24 protein-coding genes and 2 pseudogenes are annotated in these 26,442 nt (G+C 73.4%); 11 read left to right on the forward strand and 15 right to left on the reverse strand.

Annotated features, from left to right (window positions below):
- Positions 1 to 28 precede the first annotated feature (28 nt).
- From bioB to QM788_RS00970, 9 genes are all read right to left on the reverse strand, one after another.
- Entirely contained in the window at positions 29 to 1,066 is a 1,038-nt protein-coding gene (gene bioB / locus QM788_RS00930) for a biotin synthase BioB (protein WP_415659610.1), read from the reverse strand.
- Positions 1,063 to 1,737 carry a dethiobiotin synthase gene (bioD, locus tag QM788_RS00935; protein ID WP_415659611.1) on the reverse strand — a complete coding sequence of 225 codons (675 nt, stop codon included), beginning with the start codon at positions 1,735 to 1,737 and terminating at the stop codon, positions 1,063 to 1,065. The genes bioB and bioD overlap by 4 nt, the downstream gene beginning before the upstream one ends.
- Positions 1,734 to 2,921 carry an 8-amino-7-oxononanoate synthase gene (gene bioF, locus QM788_RS00940; protein ID WP_415659612.1) on the reverse strand — a complete coding sequence of 396 codons (1,188 nt, stop codon included), beginning with the start codon at positions 2,919 to 2,921 and terminating at the stop codon, positions 1,734 to 1,736. Before bioF ends, bioD begins: the two co-directional genes overlap by 4 nt.
- Positions 2,908 to 4,200, reverse strand: coding sequence for an adenosylmethionine--8-amino-7-oxononanoate transaminase (bioA, locus tag QM788_RS00945; RefSeq protein WP_415659613.1), 1,293 nt, complete (start codon positions 4,198 to 4,200; stop codon positions 2,908 to 2,910). The genes bioF and bioA overlap by 14 nt, the downstream gene beginning before the upstream one ends.
- Positions 4,197 to 4,805, reverse strand: coding sequence for a DUF4126 domain-containing protein (locus tag QM788_RS00950; RefSeq protein ID WP_415659614.1), 609 nt, complete (start codon positions 4,803 to 4,805; stop codon positions 4,197 to 4,199). Before QM788_RS00950 ends, bioA begins: the two co-directional genes overlap by 4 nt.
- On the reverse strand, positions 4,802 to 5,590 hold the full coding sequence (locus QM788_RS00955; protein ID WP_415659615.1) for an enoyl-CoA hydratase/isomerase family protein: 789 nt from the start codon (positions 5,588 to 5,590) through the stop codon (positions 4,802 to 4,804). The genes QM788_RS00950 and QM788_RS00955 overlap by 4 nt, the downstream gene beginning before the upstream one ends.
- A 16-nt stretch (positions 5,591 to 5,606) precedes the next feature.
- On the reverse strand, positions 5,607 to 6,014 hold the full coding sequence (locus tag QM788_RS00960) for a PIN domain-containing protein (protein ID WP_415659616.1): 408 nt from the start codon (positions 6,012 to 6,014) through the stop codon (positions 5,607 to 5,609).
- A 4-nt stretch (positions 6,015 to 6,018) separates the two neighbouring features.
- A complete protein-coding gene (locus tag QM788_RS00965; protein WP_415659617.1) occupies positions 6,019 to 6,321 on the reverse strand; it encodes a type II toxin-antitoxin system VapB family antitoxin in 303 nt (100 codons plus the stop codon).
- A gap of 78 nt (positions 6,322 to 6,399) precedes the next feature.
- On the reverse strand, positions 6,400 to 8,007 hold the full coding sequence (locus QM788_RS00970) for a carboxyl transferase domain-containing protein (protein WP_415659618.1): 1,608 nt from the start codon (positions 8,005 to 8,007) through the stop codon (positions 6,400 to 6,402).
- Between the two features lie 162 nt (positions 8,008 to 8,169).
- Here QM788_RS00970 and QM788_RS00975 point away from each other — a divergent pair, with 162 nt between their 5' ends.
- The 3 genes from QM788_RS00975 to QM788_RS00985 are packed head-to-tail and all read left to right on the forward strand — an operon-like array spanning position 8,170 to position 12,905.
- On the forward strand, positions 8,170 to 8,877 hold the full coding sequence (locus QM788_RS00975) for a TetR/AcrR family transcriptional regulator (RefSeq protein ID WP_415659619.1): 708 nt from the start codon (positions 8,170 to 8,172) through the stop codon (positions 8,875 to 8,877).
- A 33-nt stretch (positions 8,878 to 8,910) separates the two neighbouring features.
- Complete coding sequence (locus QM788_RS00980; protein ID WP_415659620.1) at positions 8,911 to 10,554, forward strand: FecR domain-containing protein; 1,644 nt, start codon at positions 8,911 to 8,913, stop codon at positions 10,552 to 10,554.
- The gene (locus QM788_RS00985) at positions 10,551 to 12,905 is read left to right on the forward strand and encodes a CHASE2 domain-containing protein (RefSeq protein ID WP_415659621.1); all 2,355 of its coding nucleotides are present in this window, start codon (positions 10,551 to 10,553) and stop codon (positions 12,903 to 12,905) included. Before QM788_RS00980 ends, QM788_RS00985 begins: the two co-directional genes overlap by 4 nt.
- Before the next feature lie 46 nt (positions 12,906 to 12,951).
- Here QM788_RS00985 and QM788_RS00990 read toward each other — a convergent pair whose 3' ends face one another.
- From QM788_RS00990 to QM788_RS01005, 4 genes are all read right to left on the reverse strand, one after another.
- The gene (locus QM788_RS00990; protein ID WP_415659622.1) at positions 12,952 to 13,911 is read right to left on the reverse strand and encodes a hypothetical protein; all 960 of its coding nucleotides are present in this window, start codon (positions 13,909 to 13,911) and stop codon (positions 12,952 to 12,954) included.
- 110 nt (positions 13,912 to 14,021) lie between these two features.
- The gene (locus QM788_RS00995) at positions 14,022 to 14,216 is read right to left on the reverse strand and encodes a heavy-metal-associated domain-containing protein (RefSeq protein ID WP_415659623.1); all 195 of its coding nucleotides are present in this window, start codon (positions 14,214 to 14,216) and stop codon (positions 14,022 to 14,024) included.
- A 24-nt stretch (positions 14,217 to 14,240) separates the two neighbouring features.
- Entirely contained in the window at positions 14,241 to 14,987 is a 747-nt protein-coding gene (locus QM788_RS01000; protein WP_415659624.1) for a PEP-CTERM sorting domain-containing protein, read from the reverse strand.
- Positions 14,988 to 15,074: 87 nt separating this feature from the next.
- The gene (locus tag QM788_RS01005; RefSeq protein WP_415659625.1) at positions 15,075 to 16,094 is read right to left on the reverse strand and encodes an STAS-like domain-containing protein; all 1,020 of its coding nucleotides are present in this window, start codon (positions 16,092 to 16,094) and stop codon (positions 15,075 to 15,077) included.
- Positions 16,095 to 16,241: 147 nt separating this feature from the next.
- Here QM788_RS01005 and fba point away from each other — a divergent pair, with 147 nt between their 5' ends.
- From fba to QM788_RS01025, 4 genes and pseudogenes are all read left to right on the forward strand, one after another.
- A complete protein-coding gene (fba, locus tag QM788_RS01010) occupies positions 16,242 to 17,306 on the forward strand; it encodes a class II fructose-bisphosphate aldolase (RefSeq protein WP_415659626.1) in 1,065 nt (354 codons plus the stop codon).
- Positions 17,303 to 17,641: pseudogene (locus tag QM788_RS01015) on the forward strand (gamma-glutamylcyclotransferase family protein); the annotation flags it as partial. The gene fba and the pseudogene QM788_RS01015, both read left to right, overlap by 4 nt.
- Before the next feature lie 90 nt (positions 17,642 to 17,731).
- Positions 17,732 to 18,631: a phosphoribosylaminoimidazolesuccinocarboxamide synthase gene (locus QM788_RS01020; RefSeq protein WP_415660293.1), complete on the forward strand. Its 900-nt coding sequence runs from the start codon at positions 17,732 to 17,734 to the stop codon at positions 18,629 to 18,631.
- 61 nt (positions 18,632 to 18,692) lie between these two features.
- Positions 18,693 to 19,856, forward strand: a complete 1,164-nt coding sequence (locus QM788_RS01025; protein WP_415659627.1) for a hypothetical protein — start codon at positions 18,693 to 18,695, stop codon at positions 19,854 to 19,856.
- Between the two features lie 22 nt (positions 19,857 to 19,878).
- Here QM788_RS01025 and QM788_RS01030 read toward each other — a convergent pair whose 3' ends face one another.
- Positions 19,879 to 20,823, reverse strand: a complete 945-nt coding sequence (locus QM788_RS01030; protein WP_415659628.1) for a tetratricopeptide repeat protein — start codon at positions 20,821 to 20,823, stop codon at positions 19,879 to 19,881.
- A 113-nt stretch (positions 20,824 to 20,936) separates the two neighbouring features.
- Between QM788_RS01030 and purE the strand changes: the two genes are divergently transcribed.
- From purE to QM788_RS01050, 4 genes and pseudogenes are all read left to right on the forward strand, one after another.
- Positions 20,937 to 21,401: a 5-(carboxyamino)imidazole ribonucleotide mutase gene (gene purE, locus QM788_RS01035; protein WP_415660294.1), complete on the forward strand. Its 465-nt coding sequence runs from the start codon at positions 20,937 to 20,939 to the stop codon at positions 21,399 to 21,401.
- Entirely contained in the window at positions 21,398 to 22,579 is a 1,182-nt protein-coding gene (locus QM788_RS01040; RefSeq protein ID WP_415659629.1) for a 5-(carboxyamino)imidazole ribonucleotide synthase, read from the forward strand. Before purE ends, QM788_RS01040 begins: the two co-directional genes overlap by 4 nt.
- A gap of 14 nt (positions 22,580 to 22,593) precedes the next feature.
- Positions 22,594 to 23,590 (forward strand): annotated as a pseudogene (locus QM788_RS01045) (L-threonylcarbamoyladenylate synthase).
- Between the two features lie 28 nt (positions 23,591 to 23,618).
- The gene (locus QM788_RS01050) at positions 23,619 to 24,572 is read left to right on the forward strand and encodes an esterase (protein WP_415659630.1); all 954 of its coding nucleotides are present in this window, start codon (positions 23,619 to 23,621) and stop codon (positions 24,570 to 24,572) included.
- 77 nt (positions 24,573 to 24,649) lie between these two features.
- Here QM788_RS01050 and QM788_RS01055 read toward each other — a convergent pair whose 3' ends face one another.
- Positions 24,650 to 26,395, reverse strand: a complete 1,746-nt coding sequence (locus QM788_RS01055; RefSeq protein WP_415659631.1) for a long-chain-fatty-acid--CoA ligase — start codon at positions 26,393 to 26,395, stop codon at positions 24,650 to 24,652.
- Positions 26,396 to 26,442 lie beyond the last annotated feature (47 nt).

A 26,442-nucleotide genomic window follows, 5' to 3' on the forward strand; every position in this document is an offset into this window, starting at 1 on the left:
GGCTGTCGGCGCGCGATGTCGCGGGGGGTCAGTGCGTGCAGACCTGTACCTTGGCCGCCGCGTCCGTCGCCAGCCCGGATTCCGTCGCGCAGCGCATGCCCAGCCGCTCCAGCAGCGCGCGGTCCTTCTCGGCCTGCGGGTTGCTCGTCGTCAGCAGCTTGTCGCCGTAGAACATGGAGTTCGCGCCGGCCAGGAAGCACAGCGTCTGCATCGTCTCCGGCATCTGCTCGCGGCCGGCCGACAGGCGCACCATCGCGCGCGGCATCGTGATGCGGGCTACCGCGATCGTGCGGATGAACTCCAGCGGGTCCAGCGGCGCGGTGCCGGCCAGCGGCGTGCCTTCCACCTGCACGAGGTTGTTGATCGGCACGCTCTCGGGGTAGGGGTCGAGGTTGGCGAGTTGCACGATGAGGCCGGCGCGCTGGCGGCGCGTCTCGCCCATGCCGACGATGCCGCCCGAGCACACCTTGAGGCCCTGCTGGCGCACGCGCTCCAGCGTGTCGAGGCGGTCCTGGTAGGTGCGCGTCGTGATGATCTGGCCGTAGAACTCGGGCGCGGTGTCGAGGTTGTGGTTGTAGTAGTCGAGGCCGGCGGCGGCGAGCTGTTCGGCCTGGCCGTCTTCCAGCATGCCGGCCGTCAAACAGGTTTCCAGGCCCAGCGCCTTGACCTCGGAAATCATCGTGCTGATGGCCTCCAGGTGGCGGGGCTTCGGGCTGCGCCACGCGGCGCCCATGCAGAAGCGCGTCGCGCCGTTCGCGCGTGCCGCGCGGGCGGCTTCCATCACCTCTTCGAGCGGGATCAGCTTCTCGGCCTTCAGCCCGGTGTCGAAATGGGCGGACTGCGGGCAGTAGGCGCAGTCCTCCTCGCAGCCGCCGGTCTTGATGGACAGCAGCGTGGACAGCTGCACCGCGTTGGCGTCGAAGTGCTCGCGGTGCACCTGCTGGGCGCGGAACAGCAGGTCGTTGAAGGGCAGGTCGAACAGCGCCACGACGTCCTTGACCGTCCAGGGCGTGGCCTGGCGGCGGTCGGCGTCGGTGGTGGGCGTGAGGGTCTGGATCTGGTTCATGCGGGCAGCAGCGGTGAGAGGTCGAGGCAGGCGGGTGCGGCCAGCGGGTCCGCGAGGCGCGGCAGGTGGCCGAGGCAGGGCGTTTGCAGGCCGGCGCGCAGGGCGGCGAGATTGTCGGCCACGTGGGCTTGGTGCGGGTCCACGGTGTTGGCGACCCAGCCGGCCAGCGCCAGCCCCCGGGCGCGCACGGCCTCGGCGGTCAGCAGCGCGTGGTTGATGCAGCCCAGGCGCAGGCCGACGACGAGGAGGACGGGCAGGCCGAGGTCGGCGGCGAGATCGGCGGTGTCCCACGAGTCCGTGAGCGGCACGCGGAAGCCGCCGACGCCTTCGACGAGGGCGAGGTCGGCGTTCTCCGCCGTCGCGCGGATCGCGGCGAGCAGTGCGCCGCGGTCGATGGCGCGGCCTTCGAGCCGCGCGGCGATGTGCGGCGCGCAGGGCTCGCGGAACTGCAGCGGGCCGACGTCGGCGTCGCTCAGGCCCAGGTTCTGTGCGACATGCAGCGTGGCCACGTCCTCGTTGACCCAGCGGCCGTCGCGCAGTTCCTGCCCCGCCGCCAGCGACTTGATCGGCGCGACGCGCAGCCCGCGCGCCGCGAGCGCGCGGGTCAGGGCGGCGGTGACGAAGGTCTTGCCGATCTCGGTGTCGGTGCCGGTGATGAAGAAGCCCTTCACGCGGTCTGCTCCAGCGCCGCCAGCAGCGCGTCCACGTCGGCCTCGGTATGCGTCGCGCACAGCGTGATGCGCAGCCGCGCCGTGCCGGCCGCGACGGTGGGCGGGCGGATGCCGGGCACGCGCAGGCCGGCCTGTTCCAAGGCCGCCATCAGGGCCATGACCTCGGCGTTGCCGCCGACGATGAGGGGCTGGATCGGCGTGGCCGAGTCGGTCAGCCGCCAGCCGGGGCGGCGCGCGGTCAGCGCGAGCAGGCCGGCGCGCAGCCGCGCCTGCAACGCCGCTAGATGGGCGCGGCGCTGCTGGCCGACGGGGCCTTCGATCAGCGCGAAGCTGGTCAGCAGCGCGTGCTCGACGGCCGGCGGCGAGGCGGTCGAGAAGATGAAGTTGCGCGCGGCCTGCAGCAGGTACTCGACGATGGTCGCGTGCGCCGCGACGAAGGCGCCCGCGAGGCCGGCGGCCTTGCCCAGCGTGCCGACGAGGATCAGCCGCTCGCTGCGCAGGCCGAAGTGTTCGAGCGCGCCGCGGCCCTGGTCGCCCAGCACGCCGAAGCCGTGCGCGTCGTCCACGATCAGCCAGGCGTCGAACTCGTCGGCCAGCGCGAGCAGGCCGGGCAGCGGGGCGAGGTCGCCGTCCATGCTGAACACGGCGTCGGTGACGATGAGCTTGACGCGGGCCGTGCTGGCCTGCAGCGCGCTACGCAGCGCGACGAGGTCGGCGTGCGGGTAGCGCGTGACCCGGGCCTTGGCCAGCCGCGCGGCGTCGATCAGCGAGGCGTGGTTGAGCTGCTCCGAGAAGATTTCCGCGTGCTCGTCGCCCAGCGCGGTGACGACGGCGAGGTTGGCCATGTAGCCGGTGCAGAAGCCGATGGCGCGCGCCTGCGGGATGTGCGGCGCGTACCAGCGCGCGAGCGTGTCGGTGACGGCGGCGTGCGCGGCGCTGTGGCCGCTGACCAGCGGCGACGCGCCCGAGCCGCCGCCCCAGCGGCGCGCGCCCTCGGCCAGCGCGTCGGCGATCGCGGGCTCGGCGGCGAGGCCGAGGTAGTCGTTCGAGCAGAACATCAGCAGCGGGCGGCCGTCGACGGTCTGGCGGGGCGCGGTGCCGGTGTCGGCGTTGCGGAGCTTGCGGGTCAGGCTTTGCGCGGCGATGGCGTCGAGCTTGGCGCCCAGGTGGTCAAGCAGGGACATCGTTCAGCACATCGTCCAGCGTTTGCGTCACGGCGCCGGCCAGGAAGGCGGCGGCCGTGTCGTCGATCAGATAAGGGGGCATCAGGTAGACGGTGTTGCCGATCGGGCGGATCAGCAGTTCGTGCGCGCGCGCCGCGAGGTGGAAGCGTTCGGCGAAGCGCGGCGGCGCGTCCGGCACGTCGAAGGCCAGGATCATGCCGCGCTGGCGCAGGTGTGCGACGCGCGACGCCAGCGGCGCGAAGGCGCGAGTCAGCCGGGCGGCCTGCGCGCGGTTGTCGTCGAGCTGGCCGGCGTCGAAGCGGTCCAGCACCGCGTTCGCCGCCGCGCAGGCCAGCGGGTTGCCGGTGTAGGAGTGCGAGTGCAGGAAGCCGCGCGTCACGTCCTCGCTCCAGAAGGCGGCGAACACGTCGTCGGTGGTCAGCACCAGCGACAGCGGCAGCGTGCCGCCGGTGATGCCCTTGCTCAGCAGCATGAAGTCGGGCCAGTCGGCTTGCGTTTGCTCCCACGCGAAGAAGCTGCCGGTGCGCCCGCAGCCGACCGCGATCTCGTCGGCGATCAGGTGGACGCCGAACTCGCGCGTCAACTCGCGCAGGCCCTTCAGGTAGGCCGGCGAATGCATGACCATGCCGGCCGCGCCCTGCACCAGTGGCTCGACGATGACGCAGGCGATGGAGGCGTGCCGCCCGGCCAGCAGCGTGCGCATCGCGGCCAGCGCCTCGGCCTCGTTGCCCAGGCGCGCGTCCGGCGACGCGACGATGTGGGCGCGCATCAGCAGCGGGTCGTAGGCGTCGCGGAACACCTGCACGTCCGTCACGCTCAGCGCGCCCAGCGTCTCGCCGTGGTAGCCGTGCTTCAGGCAGACGAACTCGCGCTTCCCGGGCAGGCCGCGGTTCTTCCACGCATGGAAGCTCTGCTTCAGCGCGATCTCGACGGCGCTGGCGCCGTCGCTGCCGAAGAAGGCATGGCCCAGCGCCCCGCCGGTGCGTGCCGACAGCCGCTCGGCCAGCCGCACGGCGGGCTCGTGCGTACAGCCGGCCAGCATCACGTGGGGCAGGGTGTCGAGCTGGGCCTTGATCGCGTCGTGCAGCGCGCGGTCGCTGTGGCCGAACAGGTTGACCCACCAGGACGAGTTCGCGTCGAAATAGCGCCGGCCGTCGCTGTCGAACAGCCAGGGACCGGCGCCGCGGGCGATGGGCAGCGGCGGCACGTCGGCCAGCCGGGCCATCTGCGTGCAGGGGTGCCAGACGGCCGCGCGGCTGCGGTCTTGGAGGGACGTCATGTGGATGCGGGGCGCACGCGCCGGGCGAGGGCGCGCACGAACCGGAAGCAGAACCAGATCAGCACGGCCATCACGGCGAGCGCCAGCACCAGCAGCGGGAAGAACACGAAGGGGTGGGCCCAGGCCAGCCACAGCATGGACGGCACGGCCACGTCGCCGAGCAGCGACAGGCCGACGTTGGAGAAGGGCTCGGGCGAGGTGTTGGCCGCCGCGCGCGTGCTGGCCTTGGCCGTGTGCGCGGCCGCCGCGAGGCCGCCGCCGGCCAGCGCGGCGACGAAGGTCCAGGCCTCGCCGTGGTCGCCCGCCCAGCCGCTGAACAGCCCCGCCACCAGCGCCGCGCCGGCGGGGATGCGGATCAGCGTGTGCAGTGCATCCCAGGCGCTGTCCACCAGCGGGATCTTGTCGGCCAGGAACTCGACCAGCGCCAGCGCCCCGGCGCAGCCCATCACCAGCGGCGAGGCCAGCAGCTGCAGGCCGGGCGGCAGCGGCACCCAGCCGAAGTGGCCGGCGACGCCGACCAGCAGCACCGTCAGGTACAGGCGCAGGCCGCTGGCCCAGCCCAGGGCGGCGGCCAGCGCGAGCAGTTGGAGCGCGTCGAGTTTCATGGTTGCTGCCAGGCGGGCCGGGTTTTGTTGAGGAAGCTCCGCACGCCCTCGCGGCCCTCGGCGCTGGCGCGGATGTCGGCGATGCGGCGCGCGGTGTCGTCGCGCAGCGCGGGCGTGACCTCGCGGCCGGCCACGTCCTTCACCAAGCGCTTGCAGGCGCGCGCGGCGGCGGGGCCGTTGGCAGTGATCGCGGCGACGAGTTCAGCGACCGTGGCGTCCAGCGCGTCGGCCGCGACGACCTCATGCACCAGGCCCAGCCGCCGCGCCTCGGCGGCGGAGAAGCGCTCCGCCGTGACGAAATAGCGCCGCGACGCCTGCTCGCCCAGCGCCCGGACGACGTAGGGCGCGATGGTGGCGGGCAGCAGGCCGAGCCTGGCCTCGGACAGGCAGAAGCCGGCGCTGTCCACGGCGACGACCACGTCCGCGCAGGCCGCCAGGCCCACGCCGCCCGCGTACACGTCGCCCTGCACGCGCGCGACGACGGGCACGGGGCAGGCGTAGATGGCCCACAGCATGTCGGCGAGCTTCGTGGCGTCGGCATGGTTCTCGTCCCACGAGTAGCGGCCAAAAGCCTGCATCCAGTTCAGGTCGGCCCCGGCGCAGAAGGCTTTGCCCTCGGCGGCGAGCACGATGGCGCGCAGGTCTTCGCGCTGGCCCAGTTCGGTGAAGGCGGCCGTCAGCTCGGCGATCAGGCCCTCGTTGAAGGCGTTGCGCACCTCGGGCCGGTTCAGCGTGACGCGGGCGACGGGGCCGGCGGTGGTGATGTGCAGCAAGGGGGAGGTCATGGTGATGGGTGCGTCGTCAGGCGGTCAGCGGCCAGGCGCGCAGGCCGAAGCGCTCGACGTAAGGCAGGAAGTCGCGGTCGCGGTGCAGCAGGATGTGGTCGTGGTCGATGCAGTAGCTGGCCAGCAGCGCATCGACGCCGCTGCGCACCGTGTAGCCGACCGCGCGCAGGCTGCGGTAGCGCTCGGCGGCGCGCAAGGCAGCGGCTTCGCCGCCGATGGCGCGCGCGCCCATGGGTGCCAGGATGCGCATCGCGTCGCGCATCTCGCGGTCGGTGCGGAATCCGCGCACGATCTCGAACAGCACGAGGTCCGGCATCAGCACCTCGGCATCGCCCTGTATCAACCAGCCTTCCAGCGCGTCGCTGGCGGCGTTGCCGGCGCCGTTGAAGAAGTCGATCCAGACGCTGCTGTCGGCCACGAGCATGGTGTCAGCCTTTGGCGGCAGCCTTGCGCGAAGGCTTGGCGATGTAAGTCGCGCGAGGCTCCTGGACCATGGATGCGCCTTGGGGCTGCCGGGGTTCGCTGTAGGACCAGTTCGGCTCACCATTCAGCCGCTCTTCGTCACCCCAGCCCCATTGCAGCTTGCCGCGCCACTTCAGGATTTCGCCGTAGGCCGCTTGGCGCTCCAGCAGGCGCAAGCCGGCCTCGACGGCCTCCTTCTTCGTCTTGAACGGCCCGGCCGCCAAGGCGCGGGCCATCAACTCATCGTCGATCTCGATGTTGGTGCGCATGATGTGTATTGGGTTGGGTTTGTGTGTGCATTATGCGCGAATGACTCTGACCAAGTCCAGCGCCCGGGCCGATGCCCATCACATCCTGAACACCCCGAACTTCGTCTCCGGGATCGGCGCATTCAGCGCCGCCGACAGCCCCAGCGCCAGCACGCGGCGCGTGTCGGCCGGGTCGATGACGCCGTCGTCCCACAGCCGTGCCGACGCGTAATACGGATGTCCCTGGTCCTCGTACTGCTGGCGGATCGGCGCCTTGAACGCCTCTTCCTCCTCCGCCGACCAGGCCCCGCCCTTGGCCTCGATGCCGTCGCGGCGGATCGTGGACAGCACGCTGGCCGCCTGCTCGCCGCCCATCACCGAGATGCGCGCGTTCGGCCACATCCACAGCCAGCGCGGGCTGTAGGCGCGGCCGCACATGCCGTAGTTCCCCGCGCCGAAACTGCCGCCGATGATGACGGTGAACTTCGGCACCTGCGCGCAGGCCACGGCCGTCACCATCTTGGCGCCGGCGCGGGCGATGCCCTCGTTCTCGTACTTGCGGCCGACCATGAAGCCGGTGATGTTCTGCAGGAACACCAGCGGCACCTTGCGCTGGCAGCACAGCTCGATGAAGTGCGCGCCCTTGTTGGCGCTCTCGGCGAACAGGATGCCGTTGTTGGCGACGATGCCCACCGGCATGCCCTCGATGTGCGCGAAGCCGCAGACCAGCGTCGCGCCGTAGCGGACCTTGAACTCGTCGAACTCTGACGCATCGACGATGCGGGCGATGACCTCGCGCACGTCGAAGGGCTTGCGGGTGTCGGTCGGGATCGCGCCGTGCAGTTCGGCCGGGTCGAAGGCCGGCGCCCGGGGCGTTTGCACCGCCAGCGGGTGGGCCTTGACCCAGTTCAGCCGCGCGACCGACTGCCGCGCGAGGGCCAGCGCATGCGTGTCGTTGTTGGCGAGGTGGTCGGCCACGCCGGAGAGGCGCGTGTGGACGTCGCCGCCGCCCAGGTCCTCGGCCGTGACGACCTCGCCGGTCGCCGCCTTCACCAGCGGCGGGCCGCCGAGGAAGATGGTGCCCTGATTCTTGACGATGATGGTCTCGTCGCTCATCGCCGGCACGTAAGCGCCGCCGGCCGTGCAGGAGCCCATGACGACGGCGATCTGCGGGATGCCCGCGGCCGACAGGTTGGCCTGGTTGAAGAAGATGCGGCCGAAGTGGTCGCGGTCGGGGAAGACCTCGTCCTGGTTCGGCAGGTTGGCGCCGCCGCTGTCCACCAGGTAGAGGCAGGGCAGGCGGTTCTGCTGCGCGATCTCCTGCGCGCGCAGATGCTTCTTGACGGTGATCGGGTAGTAGGTGCCGCCCTTCACGGTCGCGTCGTTGCACACCACCATGCACTCCACGCCGGCGACGCGGCCGACGCCGGCGACGAGGCCACCGCCCGGCGCCGCGTTGTCGTACAGGTTCAGCCCGGCCAGCGGCGCCAGCTCCAGGAAGGGCGTGCCCGGGTCCAGCAGCATCTCCACGCGCTCGCGCGGCAGCAGCTTGCCGCGCGCGGTGTGCTTGGCGCGGGCCGCGTCGCCGCCGCCCAGCGCGATGCGGGCCAGCGTGGCGTTCAGGTCGTCGAGGTGGCCGCGCATGGCCTCGGCATGGGCCTTGAAATCGGCCGAGCGGGGGTTGAGCTGGGTGGTCAGGACCGGCATGGCGTCTCCCGGCGAGCCTGCCGTGCGGACGCTTAAGCAGGGCTCAACTTGATCATGGATGCAGCCGCGTGGCCGCGCGAGGACCGGCAGGATAGTCCAGTGTGAATCCGGGTGCAATCGGAACTTGAGTGTTACTCAATAAATGCGCAGAATGCGCCAGCCATGCCGTCCGCCGCGCCCACCCCGCAACGCCGCTCGCCCGCCGGCCCCAAGGCCGAGCAGCGCGTGCGCGACATCCTGCGCGTCGGCCGCGAGGTGTTCGCCGAGCGTGGCTACGAGCGCGCCACCACCACCGAGATCGCGCAGCGCCTGGCCATCTCGGAGGCCACGGTCTTCACCTACTTCCGCGGCAAGCGCGAGCTGTGCCGGCGCGTCATCCAGGACTGGTACGACGAAATCATCGCCGCCATCGAGGCCGGCCTGCCGCGCGAGGCGCCGGTGCGCGAGCAGCTGGAGTTCGTCGTGCTGACCCATCTGCGGCTGTTCCTCATCCAGGGCACGGGGCTGTGCGCGCTGGTGCTGTCGGAGGGCCGCAAGGACGCCGGGCAGGGCGGCCCGGACCTGGGCGACGACGGCTTCGTCGGGCTGCAGCGCCGCTACACCGCGCCGCTGATGGACCTGCTCGCGCGTGGCCAGCAGGCCGGCGAGGTGCGCCAGGACATCCCGCTGCGCCTGCTGCGCTCGCTGGTCTTCGGGCCGATGGAGCACATGCTGTGGGAGGTGGTCATCACCGGCCGGCAGATCGATGTGGAGGCGAGCGCGCGCGACCTCGTCGCGCTGCTGTGGCCGGCGCTGCAGGCGCCGGGCCGGGAGCTGCAGCGCCTGCGCCAGCTGCGCGCGGAACTGGCGCAGGCGCTGAGCCAGCACTGAGCCGGCACCGGGCACCTCGTTACCATGCCCGCCATGGGCAATCAAAGATTCCACATGAAGATTTCCTGCGTCTGGCTGGCGGCCGGGCTGCTGCTCGGCGGCGCGGCGCATGCGCAGGCCGAGGCCGACTGGCGCTACCGCGTGCAGCCGGGCGACACCCTGCTCTCGCTGACCGGCGCCTGGATGGCGCCGCCGCGCACCTGGCGCGACCTGCAGCAGCTCAACCGCGTGGCCGACCCGCTGCGGCTCCGGCCCGGCAGCACGCTACGCATGCCCGTCGCCTGGCTGAAGCGTGAGGCCGGCGTCGCCGAGGCCGTGTTCGTGCGTGGCGACGTGAGCCGCGAGCGCGGTGCCACCCGCGAGCCCCTTGCCGCGGGCGCCACGCTGCAAAGCGGCGACCGGCTGCGCACCGGCGAGCAGTCCAGCGCCAGCCTGCGCTTCGCCGACGGCTCGCGCCTGCTGATCCCGCCCGGCAGCGACATCGCGCTGGAGCAGTTGCTGGTGCTGGGCCGCGGCGCGCTGCCGGCGGTGCAGCTGCGCATCGCCAAGGGCGGGGCGGACAGCCGCGTCGCGCCCAACGCGCAGCGCCTGCCGCTGTACGACGTGCGCACGCCGCACGTCAACCTGGGCGTGCGCGGCACCGAGTTCCGCGTGCAGGCCGACGGCGCCACCACGCACATGCAGGTGCTCTCCGGCGCCGTGCATGCGGACGGCCTGCGCGCCGACGTGGCCGCCGGCCAGGGCCTGCTGGCCGAGGGCGCGGCTCGCGACGTCTCGCCGCTGCTGCCCGCGCCCGACCTGGGCGGCCTGGAGCCGCGCGTCGAGCGCCTGCCGCTGCGCCTGGCCTGGGCCGGCGGCCCGGCCGGCGCGGTCACCTGGCGCGCGCAGCTCTACGCCCGCGGCGACTTCGCCCATTTGCTGCTCGACGCCCACGTCGCCGAGCCCGTCGCGGCCTGGCCCGAGGCGCGCGACCTGCCCGACGGCGACTACACGCTGCGCGTGCGCGCCATCGACGCCCGCGGCCACGAAGGCGCCGCGGCGGACGCCGACATCCGGCTCGCCGCGCGGCCCGAGCCGCCGTTCATCCAGTCGCCGCCGCCCAGCGCGACGGTCTACGGCGAGCGCGCCGTCGCGCTGGCCTGGACGCGCAACACCGCCGCGCCGCGCGTGCGCCTGCAGGTGGCGCGCGACGCCGGCTTCGCCGACAAGGTGCTGGACACCCCGCCGCTGGACGGCAACGGCCGCCAGCTCGACCTGCCCTTCGGCGTCTACCACTGGCGCATCGCGTCGGTCGCGGCCGACGGGCGCAGCGGCCCCTTCGGCGACCCGCAGACCTTCGAGCTCAAGCCCCCGCCGCCCGCGCCGCCGCCGGCCGCGTCCGAGGTCGAGGGCGACCAGCTCAAGCTGCGCTGGCGCGCCGACCCCGGTGTCGCGCACTACGAGCTGGAGTGGGCCGGCGACGACGCCTTCGCCGGTGACGGCGTCCAGCGCTTCCAGGCCGCGCAGCCCGAACTGGTGCTGCCCAAGCCGCCGCCCGGCCGCTACTTCCTGCGCGCCCGCGCCGTCAACGCGGCCGGCGCCGCCGGGCCCTGGGGCCAGACCCAGGCCATCGAGCAGCCCGCGCCGCCGGTGCGCTGGCCGTGGCTGCTGCCGCTGCTGCTCCTGCCGCTGCTTTGAAGCCCCGCTGGCCCTGGCTCGCGCTGCCCGGCGCCCTGCTGCTCTGGGCCGGGCTGGCCCTGGTCGGCGGCCAGCCGCGCGTGGACCGCGCGCTCGGCGACCTGCTGCTGCGCGCCACGGCGCCCGCGCCCGGGGCCGTGCCGGGGCCGAGCCTGGTCGTCGACATCGACGACGCCTCGCTGCGCGCGCTGCGCGGCTCGCTGGGCGAATGGCCCTACCCGCGCGAGACCTACGCGCTGATGCTGGGCTATCTGCGCGATGCCGGCGCCCGCCTGGTGGTCATGGACATCGTCTTCACCGGCCCGCGCGACGGCGATGCCGCGCTGGCGCAGGCCCTGTCCGGCGGCCTGCCCGTCGTGCTGGCCGCTGCGGGCCAGCAGGCGCAGCCGCGCACCGCCGAGGCGCCGGAGCCGGCCGGCGCGGCCGAGCAACGCGCGCTGCAGCGCCTGGCCATGCCGGACACGCCCGGCCTGCGCTGGGACGCGCTCGCCCCGCCCGCCGACGCGCTGCTGGACGCGCTCACCGTGCCGGCCAGCCTGGGCGTCATCTCCGCCGCGCTGGACGACGACGGCGTGTTGCGCCGCCTGCCGCTGCTGCACCGCGTGCAGGGCCGCAGCCTGCCCAGCCTGGCGCTCGCGGCGCGGCTGCGGGCCGACGGCACGGCCGCCTGGCGGGTGGCCGACGGCGTGCTGGCGGCCGGCCCGCGCCGCTGGCCCGTCGACGCGGACGGCCGGCTGCGGCTGCGCCTGCCGCCGCATGCCGGCCGGCCGGCCATCCTGCCCTGGCAGCGCCTGATGCGCGCCGCGCTGGGCGAGGCGGACGACCCGGCGCTGGCCCGCGAGCTCGCCGGCCGCGCGGTGTTCGTCGGCAGCAGCGCCTTCTTCGCCGACGAGGCCGTGACGCCGCTGGGCCGGCTCCCCGGCGCCGCGCTCAACGCGGCGGTGTTCGACGCGCTCGGCGCCACCCCGCCGCCGCTGCTGCGCGACCGCGGCCCGGCCGCCTGGGCGGCGACCGCGCTGCTGTTCGCGCTCGGCGCGCTGCCGCTGCTGTGGCCGCGCCGCCCGCTGCTGGCCGCCGGCCTGGCGCTGGCCGGCATCGCGGCCGGCGCGGCGGGCGCGGCCTGGGCCGGCGTGCTGCCCGCGCCGGCGCCGGCGCTCTACCTGCTGGCGCTGGCGCTGGGCCTGACCGCCCTCGAGCGCCGGCGCCAGGCCCGCGCGCGCGGACGCGAGCTGGCGCGCCAGCGCGAGTTGGCCGACGCGCGCAGCCGCGCCAAGACCGAGCTGCTGGCCCAGGTCAGCCACGAGATGCGCACGCCGATGACCGCCGTGCTGGGCCTGGCCGACATCCTGGCCCGCTCGCCGCTGCGGCCCGGGCAGGCCCACCACGTCGAGCTGCTGGGCCACGCCGGCCGGCAGGTGTTCGCGCTCGTCAACGACCTGCTGGACGGCGCCCGCATCGAAAGCGGCCGGCTGGCGCTGGACTCGCAGCCGTTCAACCTGGCGGACCTCGTCGAGCTGCAGCTGGAGCTGCTGCGCGGGCGGGCGCAGCGCCAGGGCCTGTGGCTGCGCGCGTTCGCGCGCCCCGAGGCCGCCGGCTGGCTGCTGGGCGACCCGCAGCGCGTCGCGCAGATCGTCGCCCACCTGGTCGGCAACGCCATCGAGTTCACGCGCCGCGGCGGCGTCCTGGTGGACCTGTCGCGCGACGACGAGGGGCGCGTGCTGCTCAGCGTGCAGGACACCGGCATCGGCATCGAGCCGCAGCAGCTGGCGCGCTGGGCGGTGGCGGAGGAGGCCGAGCCCCGCGGCCTGGCCATCACGCGCGGCCTGGCGCGGCTGATGGGCGGCGACCTGCGCATCCACAGCCAGCCCGGCGAGGGCAGCCGCTTCGACGTGCTGCTCGACCTGCCCGACGCCCGCCCGCCCCAAGACGACGACCTGCTGGACGCCCCGGCCGGCCGCGTCGCGCCCGACCGGCCGCTGGCGCTGCTGCTGGCGGAGGACGACGACGTCAACGCGCTCGTCGTCGAGGAGATGCTGGCGCCGCTGGGCCACCGCATCACCCGCGTGCGCGACGGCGCGGCGGCGCTGGACGCGCTGCGCGCGGGCGGTTTCGACCTGGTGCTGATGGACCTGCTGATGCCCGGCATGGACGGCCTCACGGCGACGCGGCAATGGCGCGCGGCCGAGGCCGCCGGCGGGCATGCGCGCCTGCCCATCGTCGCGCTGACGGCGCGCGCCGCCGACGGCGACGTGCAGCAGGCGCTGGACGCCGGCTGCGACGCCCACCTCGCCAAGCCGGCCAGCCTGGCGGCGCTGCTGCAGGCGCTGGCCCGGCATGCGCGCCGGCCATGAAAAAGGCGGGCCCGTGGCCCGCCCGTGATGCAGCGGGTGCCGGCCTTCAGCGCTTGCCGGCGCTGCGGCGGCAAGCGCCGGCCGCGGCCAGCAGGGCCGTCAGCGCGAGGCCGGCGGACATGGGCTCGGGCAGGTCGACGGGCTGCGCGCGGGCAATGGGCGGGAACGGGTCGCCCGAGCGCGCGCCGGCGCCGCAATAGGACGTGAACGGCTCGCCGGGGCCGGGGCCTTCGCCGTCGTCGGCCACCGCGGCGGTCCGCTGGAGCCGCGGCTCCTGGCCGCCTTCGCCGCCGCCCTGCAGCACGGCCGTGCAGATGCCGGTCGTCAGGATGTTGCCGGACGCCTCGGAGGTCATGATGTAGGAGATGTCGTGCGTGCCGTCGCCCAGGTCGACCGCGTACTGGCCGCCCGACAGGCCATAGCTGAAGTAGCCCGTGCCGCTGAGGACGGAGGAGCCCACGGACAGGGCCACGTCGGTGTCGGCGCCCGAGGTGAAGCTGTTGGTGATGACGCCGCCCGCGCCGACCTCGGCGCTCCAGGCCTCGTCCAGGTACTTCTTGCCGTCGATGATGAGCTGGATGGTCAGCCGGGCCTTCTGGAACTCGCCGCTGGTGAACGCGGTGCTGCCGAAGGCGCCGATCTCGCCGGGGTGGATGTAGAAGCTGAAGAGGCCGTCGTCGGCGGTCGTCAGCGTGCCGGTCACCGAGGCCACGCCGCGCGCGAAGAAGGTGTTCTCGCCGGAGGAGCGGCTGCCGAAGTCGATGCCCCAGTCGCTCTCGCACGCATAGGCGTGGATGCCGATGCTGTTGATGCCCGAGCCGTCGAAGGACAGCGCGTCCTGGCCGTTCACGTTGCCGCAGCTGGTCTGGCCGGCGGGCGTGGCGCCGGGGCCGCTGGCGCTGCCCAGGTTGTAGGCGCCGGTGCCGGTGAGCGTCAGCGCGGCCCAGGCGGGGGCGGTCAGGGCCGTCAGCGCGGCGGTCAGGCAGAGTTTGTTGAGGGTGGACATCGCGGTCTCCAGACAGGGAATGGCGGCGATGCTAGGGGGCCGCACCGGGCGGGCACATCCCGGGTTCGAAGCGCCCCCCGCGAATGCGGGGGGGGGGCATGAGCAGGGGCTCAGGGCGCGGGCGGGTAGCCGGCCTGGGCCAGCGCGGCGGCCAGCGTGTCGCGGGGCAGGGCGCTGTCCACGCGGGCGATCCGGGCGTCGCGGTCGATGTCGATGCGGGCCTGCGCGTCGGCGGCGCGCACGGCCTCGGTGATCGCGGCCACGCAGTGGCCGCAGCTCATGTCGGGCAGGGTGAATTCATGCATCTCGGGCTCCGCGACGCGCCGGCATCACGCCTGCCCCTGGCCGCGCCGGCGGCGCAGCGCCATGGCCAGGCCGGCCAGGCCGAGCGGCAGCAGCAGCGCGCTGGCGGGTTCGGGCACGGGGCTGACCGTGCGCGTGAAGAGGGTGGCGCCGGCCGCGAGGCAGTCCTGGGCGGTGCTGAAGCCGCAGGTGGCGGCCGGGTCGAGCGTCGACCAGATCTTGTTGCCGTCGGCGTCCAGGCCGTCGATGTGCAGCACCATCAGCGAGCGGTAGAACTCGTAGTTGCCCGGGGCGGCGCTGCCGCCCACCGGCATGAAGGTGCCGAACAGGTAGGTGTGGCTCGCGCCGGCCGCCAGCTCGTAGGGCTCGGTGAAGGGCTCGGCGGCGAAGTCGAATGCGTAGGGGGTGTCATCGCAGCCGTGCGTGAACGTGCCGCTGCAGCTAAAGCCGATGTTGAGACTGAACGCCGTGTAGCTCGCGAACGGGACTTCGGCCGACTGCTGGGTGACGGGGTCATACCGCCAGCTGGTGGTGGGGATGTCGGCCGGGTTCAGGCCGGCCAGCGGCAGCGAGTTGTCGAAGACGAAGGCCTGGCTGCTGGTGTTCGTCAGGCGGACGTAGACGGGGATGTCGTCGGTGGTCAGCGCGGTGCCGGCCGGCTGCGCGAACTCCAGCTTCAGCGACGAGAACGCCGCTTGCGCCAGCGCGCCGGTGCTGGCGAGGGTGGCGCCGAGCGCCAGCGTGGCGGCGCGCAGGAGGGTCGAGATTTTCATGGGGGGCTTTCCGGGGGGGCTTGATGGAATTCTTGGGGGCGTGCGCGGGTGCGTCAAGGCTGCAGTGTCCCGCAGCGGCACGGGCTCTCATGTCACCCGCGCGATCTTCACCAGCGCCTCGATGCGCGGCGTAGCGTTCACCGCCACCAGCTCGACCTGCGGATTGGCGCCGGCGAACACGCGGAACAGCTCGTCCGTGAAGCCGTGGCCGACGTCGGTCACGCCGTCGAAGTCGATCTCGGCGCGCTTGAAGGTGGCCAGCCGCGCGCCGACGCGGCGGGCCTGGGCGCGCGAGTCCAGCGCCTGGCCCTCGGTGGTCAGCAGGCGCAGTGGCACGCGGGTCTGGTCGAACGCGATGCCGTCGCCGCCGAGGCTCCAGGCGTTCAGCACGCCGTCCAGCGTGCGCGTGGTGTTCAGCGCGATGGCCATGTAGATGCTGCTGCCCTGGCGCGGCAGCGCGCGGCCTTTCTGCCAGCCGCCGCCCTCCCAGGCGCGCCGCTGGTAGGCGGTGTTGTTGGCGTGGATGTCGAACACGTCGGCCAGCTGGCTGCTGAAGAACAGGCCGCGGCCGGTGTGGGCGTGCGGCGCGCTGGTCAGCCGGCCCTTGCTCAGCTCCAGCATCGCGTGCTGCGGGCCGTCCAGCGTGAAGGCGGCGCAGATCCTGTCGAACACGCCGACGCCGTCGTCGCTGACGAGCAGCTGCGCGTGCGTGGGCGTCTGGCGCAGCGACACGGTGACGCTGGTGCCGCCGGAATGGTCCGCGGCGTTGTTGACCAGCTCGGTGAAGCCGTGCTGCACCATGCGCGCGACATGCGGCGGCAGCGCGAAGTGCGGCGCGAAGTCGCGCTGCCAGGGCAGGTCTTCCTGCAGGCCGTGCAGCGTGTAGGCGCGCGCCACCTGGCGCAGGCCGCCGGGTGCGAACACCGGGCGGCGGCTGCTGCCGGTGCGGGCCAGCCAGCCGGCGTCCACCAGGCGCCGCAGCGCCGCCTGCGCCGCGCGGCGGCTGGCGCCGGTGCGCGCTTCGACGTGGGCGGCCAGGTCGTGCGAGTGCTCGCCGGCGGCGGCGGTGATCCAGTTGGTGAGGTCGTCGAGCACCAGTCGCGTCATGACCGCGCATTGTGCTGAGCACTCCCGACCGAGGGGGCTGGGGCATGCCCGCGACTCCCTAGAATCCCCCACCAGTTACGGCGCGGTTACGGCTCACGGCTGCCGCTGCGGCCCAGAAAAGTTTTTCAACTCCACCGGGAACCTCCCATGCCTCTCGTTTCCATGCGCCAGCTGCTGGACCACGCCGCCGACAACGGCTACGGCATCCCAGCCTTCAACGTCAACAACCTGGAGCAGGTGCAGGCCGTGATGGCCGCGGCCGACGAGGTCGGCGCGCCGGTCATCCTGCAGGCCAGCGCCGGTGCGCGCAAATATGCCGGCGAGCCCTTCATCAAGCACCTGATCCAGGCCGCCTGCGAGGCCTACCCGCACATCCCGCTGGTCATGCACCAGGACCACGGCACCAGCCCCAAGGTCTGCGCCGGCGCGATCGACCTCGGGTTCGGCTCCGTGATGATGGACGGCTCGCTGATGGAGGACGGCAAGACGCCCGCCTCCTTCGACTACAACGTGGACGTGACCCGCCGCGTCGTCGAGATGGCGCACCAGGTCGGCGTCACCGTGGAAGGCGAGCTGGGCTGCCTGGGCAACCTGGAGACCGGCGAGGCCGGCGAGGAGGACGGCATCGGCGCCGAAGGCAAGCTCGATCATTCGCAGATGCTGACCGACCCCGAGGAAGCCGCCGTGTTCGTCAAGGCCACGCAGCTGGACGCGCTGGCCATCGCCATCGGCACCAGCCACGGCGCCTACAAGTTCAGCCGCAAGCCCACGGGCGACATCCTGGCCATCGGCCGCGTGAAGGAGATCCACGCGCGCATCCCCAACACCCACCTGGTCATGCACGGCTCGTCGTCGGTGCCGCAGGAGCTGCTGGCGATCATCAACCAGTACGGCGGCAGGATGAAGGAGACCTTCGGCGTGCCGGTCGAGGAGATCCAGGAGGCCATCAAGCATGGCGTGCGCAAGATCAACATCGACACCGACATCCGGCTGGCGATGACCGGCGCGGTGCGCAAGTTCATGGCCGAGAACCCCGACAAGTTCGACGCCCGCGAGTGGCTCAAGCCGGCCCGCGAGGCCGCCAAGGCGATCTGCAAGCAGCGCTACCTGGAATTCGGCTGCGAAGGCCAGGCCGGCAAGATCAAGCCGCGCACGCTGGCCGACATCGCCGCCGCCTACGCGCGCGGCGAGCTGGCGCAAAAGGTGCAGTGAGCCCGCGCCACTGCTTCGCCTACGGCTCGCTGATGTGGGCCGACATCATGGACCGTGTCTGCGGGGCGGCGTTCGCCAGCGAGCCCGCTGCGCTGGCGGACCATGCCCGCCACCCGGTGCGCGGCCAGGACTATCCCGGCCTGCGGGCGGCGCCCGGCGGCCGGGTGGCGGGCCGGCTCTACCGCGACGTGGACGCCGCCGCCTGGGCGCGGCTGGATGCCTTCGAGGGCGAGGAGTACGAGCGCGTGGCGGTCGTTGTCACGCTGGCCGACGGCACGGCGCTGCCGGCCCAGGCCTACCGTTTCCGGCCTGAGTTCGCTGCCCGGCTGCTGCCCGGCGACTGGGACGCCGAGGCCTTCGGCCGCGAGGGCCATGCGCGCTTCACGGCCCGCTACGCCGGTTTTGGCCTCCTAGAATCCGCCGCCATGCCCCAAGCCCTCTATGAATCCCGCCTGACCTCCCTGCCGCTGCTCGGCCGCGGCAAGGTGCGCGAGAACTACGCCGTCGGCGACGACCGCATCCTGATGGTCGCCAGCGACCGCCTGTCGGCCTTCGACGTCATCATGGGCGAGCCCATCCCGGGCAAGGGCGCGCTGCTGACGAAGATGGCGCTGTTCTGGTTCGACAAGCTGCAGGGCATCGTCCCCCACCACCTGACCGGCGACGACCCGCTGTCCGCCGTGGCGAGCGACGCCGAGCGCGAGCAGATCCGGGGCCGCGCCATGCTCGTCAAGCGCCTGAAGCCGCTGCCCATCGAGGCCGTGGTGCGCGGCTACCTCGCCGGCAGCGGCTGGGCCGAGTACCAGAAGACGCAGAGCGTCTGCGGCGTCCAGCTGCCCGCCGGCCTGCGCAACGCCGACAAGCTGCCCGAGCCCATCTTCACGCCCGCGACCAAGGCCGAGATGGGCGACCACGACGAGAACATCAGCTTCGAGCAGGCGGCCGCCCTGATCGGCCCCGAGCTGGCGGCGCGCGTGCGCGACATCTCCCTCCAGCTCTACCGGCGCGCCGCCGACTTCGCGCTGGCCAAGGGCATCATCATTGCCGACACCAAGTTCGAGTTCGGCCTCGATGCCGACGGCACGCTGACGCTGATGGACGAGGTGCTGACGCCCGACTCCTCGCGGTACTGGCCCGTCGAGAGCTACGCGCCGGGCAGCAACCCGCCCAGCTACGACAAGCAGTTCGTGCGCGACTGGCTGGAGCAGGCCGCCGTCGACGGCAAGCCCTGGGGCAAGACGGCGCCGGCACCGGCGCTGCCGGCCGAGGTGATCGCCCGCACGGTGCAGAAGTACGAGGAAGCGCTGCAGCGGCTGACGGCTTGATGGCCTGAGGGCCGAGCAAATCCGGGGCCATCGCGGCCCCGGCTTCGCTTACGCTGCGCCCATGTCCAGCGCCCCGCATCCGCCTTCGGCGGCCGTCAGGCTGCGCAGCCGGCTGGCCCAGCGGCTCGACGGCGAGATCGCGGCCGCCGCCGGCCAGCCGGCGCGCGCCGCCGCGCTGCAGGTGCAGCGCGCCATCCTGTGGCTGCGCCACGGCCGCGAGGCCGAGGCCCGCGAGGAGCTGGACCGCCTGCATGTCTGCGCGCTGCGGACGCCGGACGTCGAACTGGCCGGCTGGCTGCACCTGGCCGAGGGCGTGATGGCCTATTTCGGCGCCTTCGGCGGCGATGCCCGCGACCGCGCGCGGCGCGCCCGCGCCATCGCCGCGGCGGCCGGCCTCGCGCCGCTGCAGGCGCTGGCCGATGCCTGGCTGGCGCAGATCGCCTACGTCGGCCGCGACATCGCCGGCATCCTGGACCATGCCCCGGCTGCGCTGGCGACGCTGGCCGCGCTGCCGGCCGCCGACCACGGCGCCGGCCACCGCATCGCCACCGCGCTGGCCTCGGTCTGGGGCCAGGTCGGCGGCGAGGCCGCCGCGTCGCCCTGGTATGCCTGGGCGCGCCAGCATGCCATCGCCGGGGGCGACGACGCCGGGCTGGCCGCGCTGCACTACAACCAGACGCTGAGGCGCGCGCTGTGCATCCGCCGCGCCGCGCTGACGGGCGAGCCCGGCGAGGCGCCGCCCGGGCTGCTGGGCGTGGCCTCCATCGACCATTTCGACGATGCCGTCGGCGGCTCCGCGCGCGCCGACCTGACGCCGCTGCTGCGCGCCCAGCTGCTCACCACGCAGGGCGATTTCGCCACCGCCGCCGCGCTGCTCGAAGCCCAGTTGCCCGCCGCCACCGCGGCCGGCCTGGCGCGGCTGGGCATCAGCCTGCTGGCGGACCTGGCCTGGTGCTGGGCCAACACCGGCGACCTGCCGCGCGCCCGCGCGCTGGCCGCCCAGGCCGCCGCCGAGGCGCTGGCCGAAGACCCGGCCTGCTGCGACTTCGACGAGCTCGCCACCCTGCATGCGCGGCTGGCCCAGGTCTACGCCCGGCTGCGCGAGGACGGCCTGGCCGCCGCCCAGGCCGACGCGGCGGCCGCCGCCTGGGCGCGGGACGCCGTGCTGCGCCGCGACTGGGCCGGGCGGCTGGCCGCGGCCGGGCTCGCGGTGCCGCCGCGCTGACGCCGGCCGAGGCTCCCGGTCCTCAGAACAGCGCCATCGACAGCTTGCGCCGGTAGCCGTCGATCAGCGGGTCGCTGTGCACCACAGCGGCCTTGCCGGCGATCTCCAGCGTGCCGCTCTTGGCCTCGGCCGCGGGCTTGGGCGCCGGCTTGGCCAGCAACTCCAGGATGGCCACGTAGGCCTTGCGCGCCGCCTCGTCGTTCCAGGCCTTGTCGCGCATGATGATTTCCAGCAGCTCGTCCATCGCATCGGTGAAGCGCTGGCCGGCCAGGTGGGTCTGCGCCAGCGCGAAGCGGGCGGCGAAGTCGCGCTTGTTGGTGGCGATGGCCGCCTGCAGCGCGGCCGGGTCGGCCTGCACGTCGCAGGCCTTCAGCCAGGTGGCCAGCGCGGCCAGGCGCGGCGAGGGCACCAGCGTGTCGGCGGCCTTGGCGGCCACCGGCTCGAAGGCGGCCCGCGCGTCGGCCACCCGGCCCGCTTCCAGCAGCGCCTTCACGTAGTCGAAGCGCGCTGCGTCGTTGGCCGGGTCGGTCTGCACCGCGTGCGCGAGCTTGTGCAGCGCGGCGTCCAGGTCGCCCTCGGCGAGCAGGTCCCCGGCGGCCTCCACGTCGGCGGCCGCCTCGATGTCCTCGCCGGCCGGCACGTGCTTGTCCAGGAACTCGCGGATCTGCGCCTCCGGCAGCGCGCCGACGAAGCCGTCCACCGGCTGGCCGCCCGCGAACATCACGCAGAACGGGATGGAGCGCACGCCGAACATCTGGCTGAGCTGCGTGGCGATCTCGGGCACCTCGTCGCTGTTCAGCTTGGCCAGCGTGAAGCGGCCGGCGTAGTCCGCCTCCAGCTTCTCCAGCACGGGGCCGAGCGTGCGGCAGGGGCCGCACCACGGCGCCCAGATGTCCAGCAGCACGGGGCGCTGCTGGGACGCGGTGATGAGTTCGGCTTCGAAGTTCTGGAGGGTGATGTCGATCATGGCGAGGGAGAAGGATGAGGGGCGCCACCTACAATTCAAGGCTTTCCTGAGCCTCGGAGCGCGCCTTGTCCACGTCAGCCCCCCAGAACCCGGACGCCGTCATCGGCATCGTCATGGGCTCCAGCAGCGACTGGGAGACGATGAGGCAGGCGGCCGAGATTCTGACCGAGTTCGGCATCGCCTTCGAGGCGCGGGTCGTGTCGGCCCACCGGATGCCGGACGAGATGTTCGCCTACGCCGAGGCCGCCGCCGGCCGGGGCCTGGCGGCCGTCATCGCCGGCGCTGGCGGCGCGGCCCACCTGCCGGGCATGCTGGCCGCCAAGACCACGGTGCCGGTGCTGGGCGTGCCGGTGGCCAGCCGCCACCTGCAGGGCGTCGATTCGCTGCATTCCATCGTCCAGATGCCCAAGGGCATTCCGGTGGCGACCTTCGCGATCGGCGCGGCCGGCGCGGCCAACGCGGCGCTGTTCGCGGTGGCGATGCTGGCCACCGGCGACGCGGCGCTGCGGGCGAAGCTCGAGGCCTTCCGGGCCCGGCAGACCGAGGCCGCCCGCGCGATGAGCGGGGAGCTGCGTTGAGCGCGCTGCTGCCGGGCGCGGCGACGCTGGGCGTGCTGGGCGGCGGCCAGCTCGGCCGCATGTTCGTGCACGCGGCGCAGGCCCTGGGCTACCGCTGCGTCGTGCTGGACCCGGACGCGATCAGCCCGGCCGGCGCCGTCGCCGAGACGCACATCCGCGCCGGCTACCTCGACCCGGTCGGCCTGGCGCAGCTGGCGCGCGACTGCGACGCGATCACCACCGAGTTCGAGAACGTGCCGGCCGTGGCGCTGCAGACGCTGGCCGGGATGCGCACCGTCGCGCCCGCGGCCGAGGCAGTCGCGGTCTGCCAGGACCGGGCCGTCGAGAAGGCGCATTTCGAGGCGGCCGGCGTCCCCTGCGCGCCGCACGCGGTCATCGCCGACGCGGCCGGGCTGGCCGCCGTCGACGCGGCGCTGCTGCCCGGCATCCTGAAGACCAGCCGCCTGGGCTACGACGGCAAGGGCCAGGTGCGCGTGGCCACCGCCGCCGAGCTGGCCGCCGCCTGGGACGGCCTCCAGCGCCAGCCCTGCGTGCTGGAGCGGCTGCTGCCGCTGCGGGCCGAGCTCAGCGTGCTGGTCGCGCGCGGCGCGGACGGCCGGACCGTCCACTACCCCGTGCAGCAGAACCTGCACCGCGGCGGCATCCTGGCCGTCACCGAGGTGCCGGCGCCGGACGTGCCGGCCGAGGTGCAGCGGCAGGCCGTCGCCGCCGCCCGCCAGGTGGCCGGGGCGCTGGGCTATGTCGGCGTGCTGTGCGTCGAGTTCTTCTGGGTGCAGGAGGACGGCGCGGCCGGCGGCGGCCGCCTGGTCGTCAACGAGATGGCGCCGCGCCCGCACAACTCCGGCCACTGGACCATGGACGGCTGCGACCATTCGCAGTTCGAGCTGCAGGTGCGGGCGCTGGCCGGCCTGCCGCTGCCCGAGCCGCGCCAGCATTCGGCGGCCGTCATGCTGAACCTGCTGGGCGACCTGTGGTTCGGCGACGACGGCGGCCCGACGCCGCCGGCCTGGGACCGCGTGCTGGCGCTGCCCGGCACTCATCTGCACCTGTACGGCAAGGCCGAAGCGCGGCACGGCCGCAAGATGGGCCACCTGAACATCACCGCCGCGACGCCCGAGGCGGCGCGCGGCGTGGCGCGCCAGGCCGCGGCCCTGCTGGGCCTGCCGGCCGATTTCTGACGCCGCCCGCGCCGATGCCGCTCCTGCCCGGCCACGACCCCGACGCCATCCAGGCCGCCGCGCGGTGCCTGGCCGGCGGCGGGCTGCTGGGCCTGCCGACCGAGACGGTCTACGGCCTGGCCACGCGCGCCGACCGGGACGCGGCCGTCGCCCAGGTCTTCGCCGCCAAGGGCCGGCCGGCCGACCACCCGCTGATCGTCCACGTGCTGGACGCCGCCGACGCCGAGCCGTTCGCCGCCGGCCTGCCCGCGCCGGCGCGCCGGTTGATGGACGCCTTCTGGCCCGGCCCGCTGACCGTCATCGTGCCGCGCCGGCCCGGCGTCGCCGAGGCCGCGGCCGGCGGCCAGGCGACGGTGGCGCTGCGTGCGCCCGCGCATCCGGTGGCCCGCGCGGTGCTGGCGGCGGCGCGCGCGCTGGGCGTGCAGGGCGTGGCCGCGCCCAGCGCCAACCGCTTCGGCCGCGTCAGCCCGACGCTGGCCCGCCACGTCGCCGAGGAGTTCGGCCCCGGCCTGATGGTGCTGGACGGCGGGGCCTGCGAGGTGGGCATCGAGTCCAGCATCGTCGACTGCAGCCGCGAGCGCCCGGCGCTGCTGCGCCCCGGCCTCATCGGCCGCGCGCGCATCGAGGCCGCGCTGGGCCAGCCGCTGGCCGAGCCCGACGCCGCAGCGCCCAAGGCCTCGGGCACGCTGGCCGCGCACTATGCGCCGCGTGCCCGCGTGCGGCTGCTGGCCGCCGGCCCGCTGGCTTCACGTCTGGCGGCAACGGCCGCCGGCGGGGGGCTGGAGGGGGTGGCGGTATATTCACGCGCCCAGCCGCCGGCCGGGCTGGCCTGCCGCTGGCAGCCGCTGCCGGCCGATCCGGCGGCGGCTGCCCACGAGTTGTTCGCGGTGCTGCGGGCGCTGGACGCGGCCGGCGCGCGCGAGATTCTGGGTCGAGGCGCCGCCCGCCGACCCGGCCTGGGACGGCGTGCGGGACCGGCTCGGCCGGGCCGCCGCCGCCTTCACCGATTGAGTTTTCCCTGTCCCCTGAGTTGATCGTCATGCAACGTGTTGTCTCCGAAAGAATCAAGCGCGGCCTGGTCGCGGTGGCGGCGGCAGCGCTGATGGCCGGCTGCGGCGGCGGCGGCACCTCGCAGATCGACCCCTTCCAGCCGACCCGGGTCATCGCCTTCGGCGACGAGACCGGCGTCATCCTGCAAAGCGGCAAGAAATACACGATCAACGGCCTGAACAGCGACACCCGGCTGGTGGACTGCAAGCTGCAGCCGGTGTGGAGCCAGATCCTGGCCAGCGGCTTCGGCTTCGTCTACCCGCAGTGCAACACCGACTACGTCGCGCTGCCGCAGGGCATCATGTACGCCTCGCTGGGCGCGAAGGTGGCGGACGTGCGCGACAAGATCGACCAGCACCTGTCCAACGACCGCTTCGGCCCCAAGGACATGGTGGCCATCATGGTCGGCGTGAACGACGTGCTGGAGCTGTACCGCCAGTTCCCGGCCGTCAGCAAGGACTCGCTGGTCAACGAGGCCCGGGCGCGCGGCAAGCTGCTGGCCGAGCAGGCCAACCGCATCGCCAACGCCAACGGCCGGGTGCTGATCGCCACCATCTTCGACGTGGGCCTGACGCCCTTCGGCCAGAAGGAGCGCCAGCAGCAGACCGACATCGATCGCGCCGCATTCCTGGACGAGCTGAGCAACGCGTTCAACATCTCGATGCGGCTGAACCTGCTGAACGACGGCCGCCTGATCGGCCTGGTGCTGGTGGACGAGTCCATGCAGCAGATCGCGCGCTACCCGTCCGCCTTCGGCTACGCCAACGTCACCCAGGCCGCCTGCCGCAGCGACGTGGCGCCGCAGGACTGCACGACCGAAACGCTGGTGACCGACGCCAGCGCGACGACCTGGCTGTGGGCCGGCGACACGCTGATGGCCCCGAGCGCGCAGCAGCGCGTGGGCGAGGCCTTCCTGCTGCGCGCCAAGAACAACCCGTTCTAGACAACCCACCCCGAGGCGCTGACGCGCCGCCTCCTCGAGGGGGGCGCAGCCTGCGGCCGGCCGGTGCTGGCGTGGGGTCAGGCGGCCGGGGAGCGCAGCTCGCGGCGCAGGATCTTGCCGACGTTGCTCTTGGGCAGCTCGTCGCGGAACTCGATGAAGCGGGGGCGCTTGTAGGCCGTCAGCTGCGCGGCGCAGTAGCTGGCCAGGTCTTCCTCGGCCAGCGCCGGGTCGCTCTTGATGACGAACAGCTTCACCGCCTCGCCGGACTTGGCGTCCGGCACGCCCACCGCCGCGCACTCCAGCACGCCGGGGTGCAGGTTGACGACCTGCTCGATCTCCGTCGGGTACACGTTGAAGCCGCTGACGAGGATCATGTCCTTCTTGCGGTCGACGATGCGCACATAGCCATGCTCGTCCATGATGCCGATGTCGCCGCTCTTGAAGAAGCCGTCGGCGCACATGACGTTGGCGGTCTCGTCGGGGCGCTGCCAGTAGCCGGACATCACCTGCGGGCCGCGGATGCAGATCTCGCCGCGCTCGCCCAGCGCGACGTCGCGGCCGTCGTCGTCGCGGATGGCGATGTCGGTGGACGGCATGGGCAGGCCGATGCTGCCGTTGAACACGCGCAGGTCCAGCGGGTTGATGGTGGCCACCGGCGAGGTCTCGGACAGGCCGTAGCCCTCGACGACCGGGCAGCCGGTGACCTTCAGCCATTTCTCGGCCGTGGCCTGCTGCACGGCCATGCCGCCGCCGTTGGAGATGACCAGCTCGGAGAAGTCCAGCCGCGCGAAGGCAGGCTCGTTGGCCAGCGCGTTGAACAGCGTGTTGACGGCCGGGAAGATGTGGATCTTGTGGCCGCGCAGCGTCTCGACGAAGCCGGGGATGTCGCGCGGGTTGGGCACCAGGATGCTGAGGTGGCCCATGCGCGTGCCGAGCATGAAGCAGGCAGTCAGCGCGAAGATGTGGTACAGCGGCAGCGCGCAGACGCTGGTGAACTGCACGCTGCCGTCGGCGTAGCCGGGCACCTTGGACAGCATGGGCTGGAACCAGGCCTCGACCTGCAGGATGTTGGCGACGACGTTGCGGTGCAGCAGCGTGGCGCCCTTGGACACGCCGGTGGTGCCGCCGGTGTACTGCAGGAAGGCGACGTCGTCCGGCCCGAGGTCGGGCTTCTTCAGCGTCAGGCGCTCGCCCTGGCGCAGCGCCTCGTTGAAGCGCAGCACCTGGCGGCCGTCGCCGACGGGCAGCCGGAACTCCGGCACCATCTTCTTCAGGTGGCGCACGGCGAAGTTGGTCAGCGGGCCCTTCCACCAGCCCAGCAGGTCGCCGATCGAGGCCAGCACGACGTGCTTCACGCCGGTCGCGCCGATGACCTCGGCCAGCGTGTGCGCGAAGTTCTCCAGCACGACGATGGCGCGCGCGCCGGAGTCCTTGAGCTGGTGCTCCAGCTCGCGCGGCGTGTACAGCGGGTTCACGTTCACGACGACGAAGCCCGCGCGCAGGATGGCGGCGATGGCCACGCCGTACTGCAGCAGGTTGGGCATCATGATGGCGACGCGGTCGCCCGGCTGCAGCCCCTGCGCCTGCAGCCAGGCGCCGAAGTGCTGGGACAGCTCGTCCAGCTCCGAGAAGCGCATGCGCCGGCCCATGCAGATCGCCGCGTCGCGCCGGGCGTGCTGGCGGAAGGACTCGTTCAGCAGTTCGGCCAGCGAGCGGTAGGCGGCGGTGTCGATCCGTGCCGGCACGCCGGCCGGATAGCTGGCCAGCCAGGGCTTGTCTTGGGCGGTCAGGGCGGGAGCGGCATCCAGGGTGGCAGCGGTCATCGGCGGGGTCTCGGAGGGTCTCGGCGGGAGAAGGCCTGCGATCTTGA

The sequence above is a fragment of the Roseateles sp. genome (genome assembly GCF_047654785.1).
In the GTDB taxonomy this organism is placed as follows: Bacteria; Pseudomonadota; Gammaproteobacteria; order Burkholderiales; family Burkholderiaceae_C; genus Pelomonas.

Coding starts and splice junctions, on each gene's coding strand:
- QM788_RS00960 (WP_415659616.1), bottom strand. CDS start 6,014: ATGCTCGTGGCCGACAGCAGCGTCTGGATCGACTTCTTCAACGGCGCC.
- QM788_RS00980 (WP_415659620.1), top strand. CDS start 8,911: ATGGGCAATCAAAGATTCCACATGAAGATTTCCTGCGTCTGGCTGGCG.
- fba (WP_415659626.1), top strand. CDS start 16,242: ATGCCTCTCGTTTCCATGCGCCAGCTGCTGGACCACGCCGCCGACAAC.
- bioA (WP_415659613.1), bottom strand. CDS start 4,200: ATGACGTCCCTCCAAGACCGCAGCCGCGCGGCCGTCTGGCACCCCTGC.
- purE (WP_415660294.1), top strand. CDS start 20,937: ATGGGCTCCAGCAGCGACTGGGAGACGATGAGGCAGGCGGCCGAGATT.
- QM788_RS01020 (WP_415660293.1), top strand. CDS start 17,732: ATGCCCCAAGCCCTCTATGAATCCCGCCTGACCTCCCTGCCGCTGCTC.
- bioF (WP_415659612.1), bottom strand. CDS start 2,921: ATGTCCCTGCTTGACCACCTGGGCGCCAAGCTCGACGCCATCGCCGCG.
- QM788_RS01025 (WP_415659627.1), top strand. CDS start 18,693: ATGTCCAGCGCCCCGCATCCGCCTTCGGCGGCCGTCAGGCTGCGCAGC.
- QM788_RS01050 (WP_415659630.1), top strand. CDS start 23,619: ATGCAACGTGTTGTCTCCGAAAGAATCAAGCGCGGCCTGGTCGCGGTG.
- QM788_RS00950 (WP_415659614.1), bottom strand. CDS start 4,805: ATGAAACTCGACGCGCTCCAACTGCTCGCGCTGGCCGCCGCCCTGGGC.
- QM788_RS00965 (WP_415659617.1), bottom strand. CDS start 6,321: ATGCGCACCAACATCGAGATCGACGATGAGTTGATGGCCCGCGCCTTG.
- QM788_RS00990 (WP_415659622.1), bottom strand. CDS start 13,911: ATGTCCACCCTCAACAAACTCTGCCTGACCGCCGCGCTGACGGCCCTG.
- QM788_RS01055 (WP_415659631.1), bottom strand. CDS start 26,395: ATGACCGCTGCCACCCTGGATGCCGCTCCCGCCCTGACCGCCCAAGAC.
- bioB (WP_415659610.1), bottom strand. CDS start 1,066: ATGAACCAGATCCAGACCCTCACGCCCACCACCGACGCCGACCGCCGC.
- QM788_RS00955 (WP_415659615.1), bottom strand. CDS start 5,590: ATGACCTCCCCCTTGCTGCACATCACCACCGCCGGCCCCGTCGCCCGC.
- QM788_RS01000 (WP_415659624.1), bottom strand. CDS start 14,987: ATGAAAATCTCGACCCTCCTGCGCGCCGCCACGCTGGCGCTCGGCGCC.
- QM788_RS01030 (WP_415659628.1), bottom strand. CDS start 20,823: ATGATCGACATCACCCTCCAGAACTTCGAAGCCGAACTCATCACCGCG.
- QM788_RS00970 (WP_415659618.1), bottom strand. CDS start 8,007: ATGCCGGTCCTGACCACCCAGCTCAACCCCCGCTCGGCCGATTTCAAG.
- QM788_RS00975 (WP_415659619.1), top strand. CDS start 8,170: ATGCCGTCCGCCGCGCCCACCCCGCAACGCCGCTCGCCCGCCGGCCCC.
- QM788_RS00995 (WP_415659623.1), bottom strand. CDS start 14,216: ATGCATGAATTCACCCTGCCCGACATGAGCTGCGGCCACTGCGTGGCC.
- QM788_RS01005 (WP_415659625.1), bottom strand. CDS start 16,094: ATGACGCGACTGGTGCTCGACGACCTCACCAACTGGATCACCGCCGCC.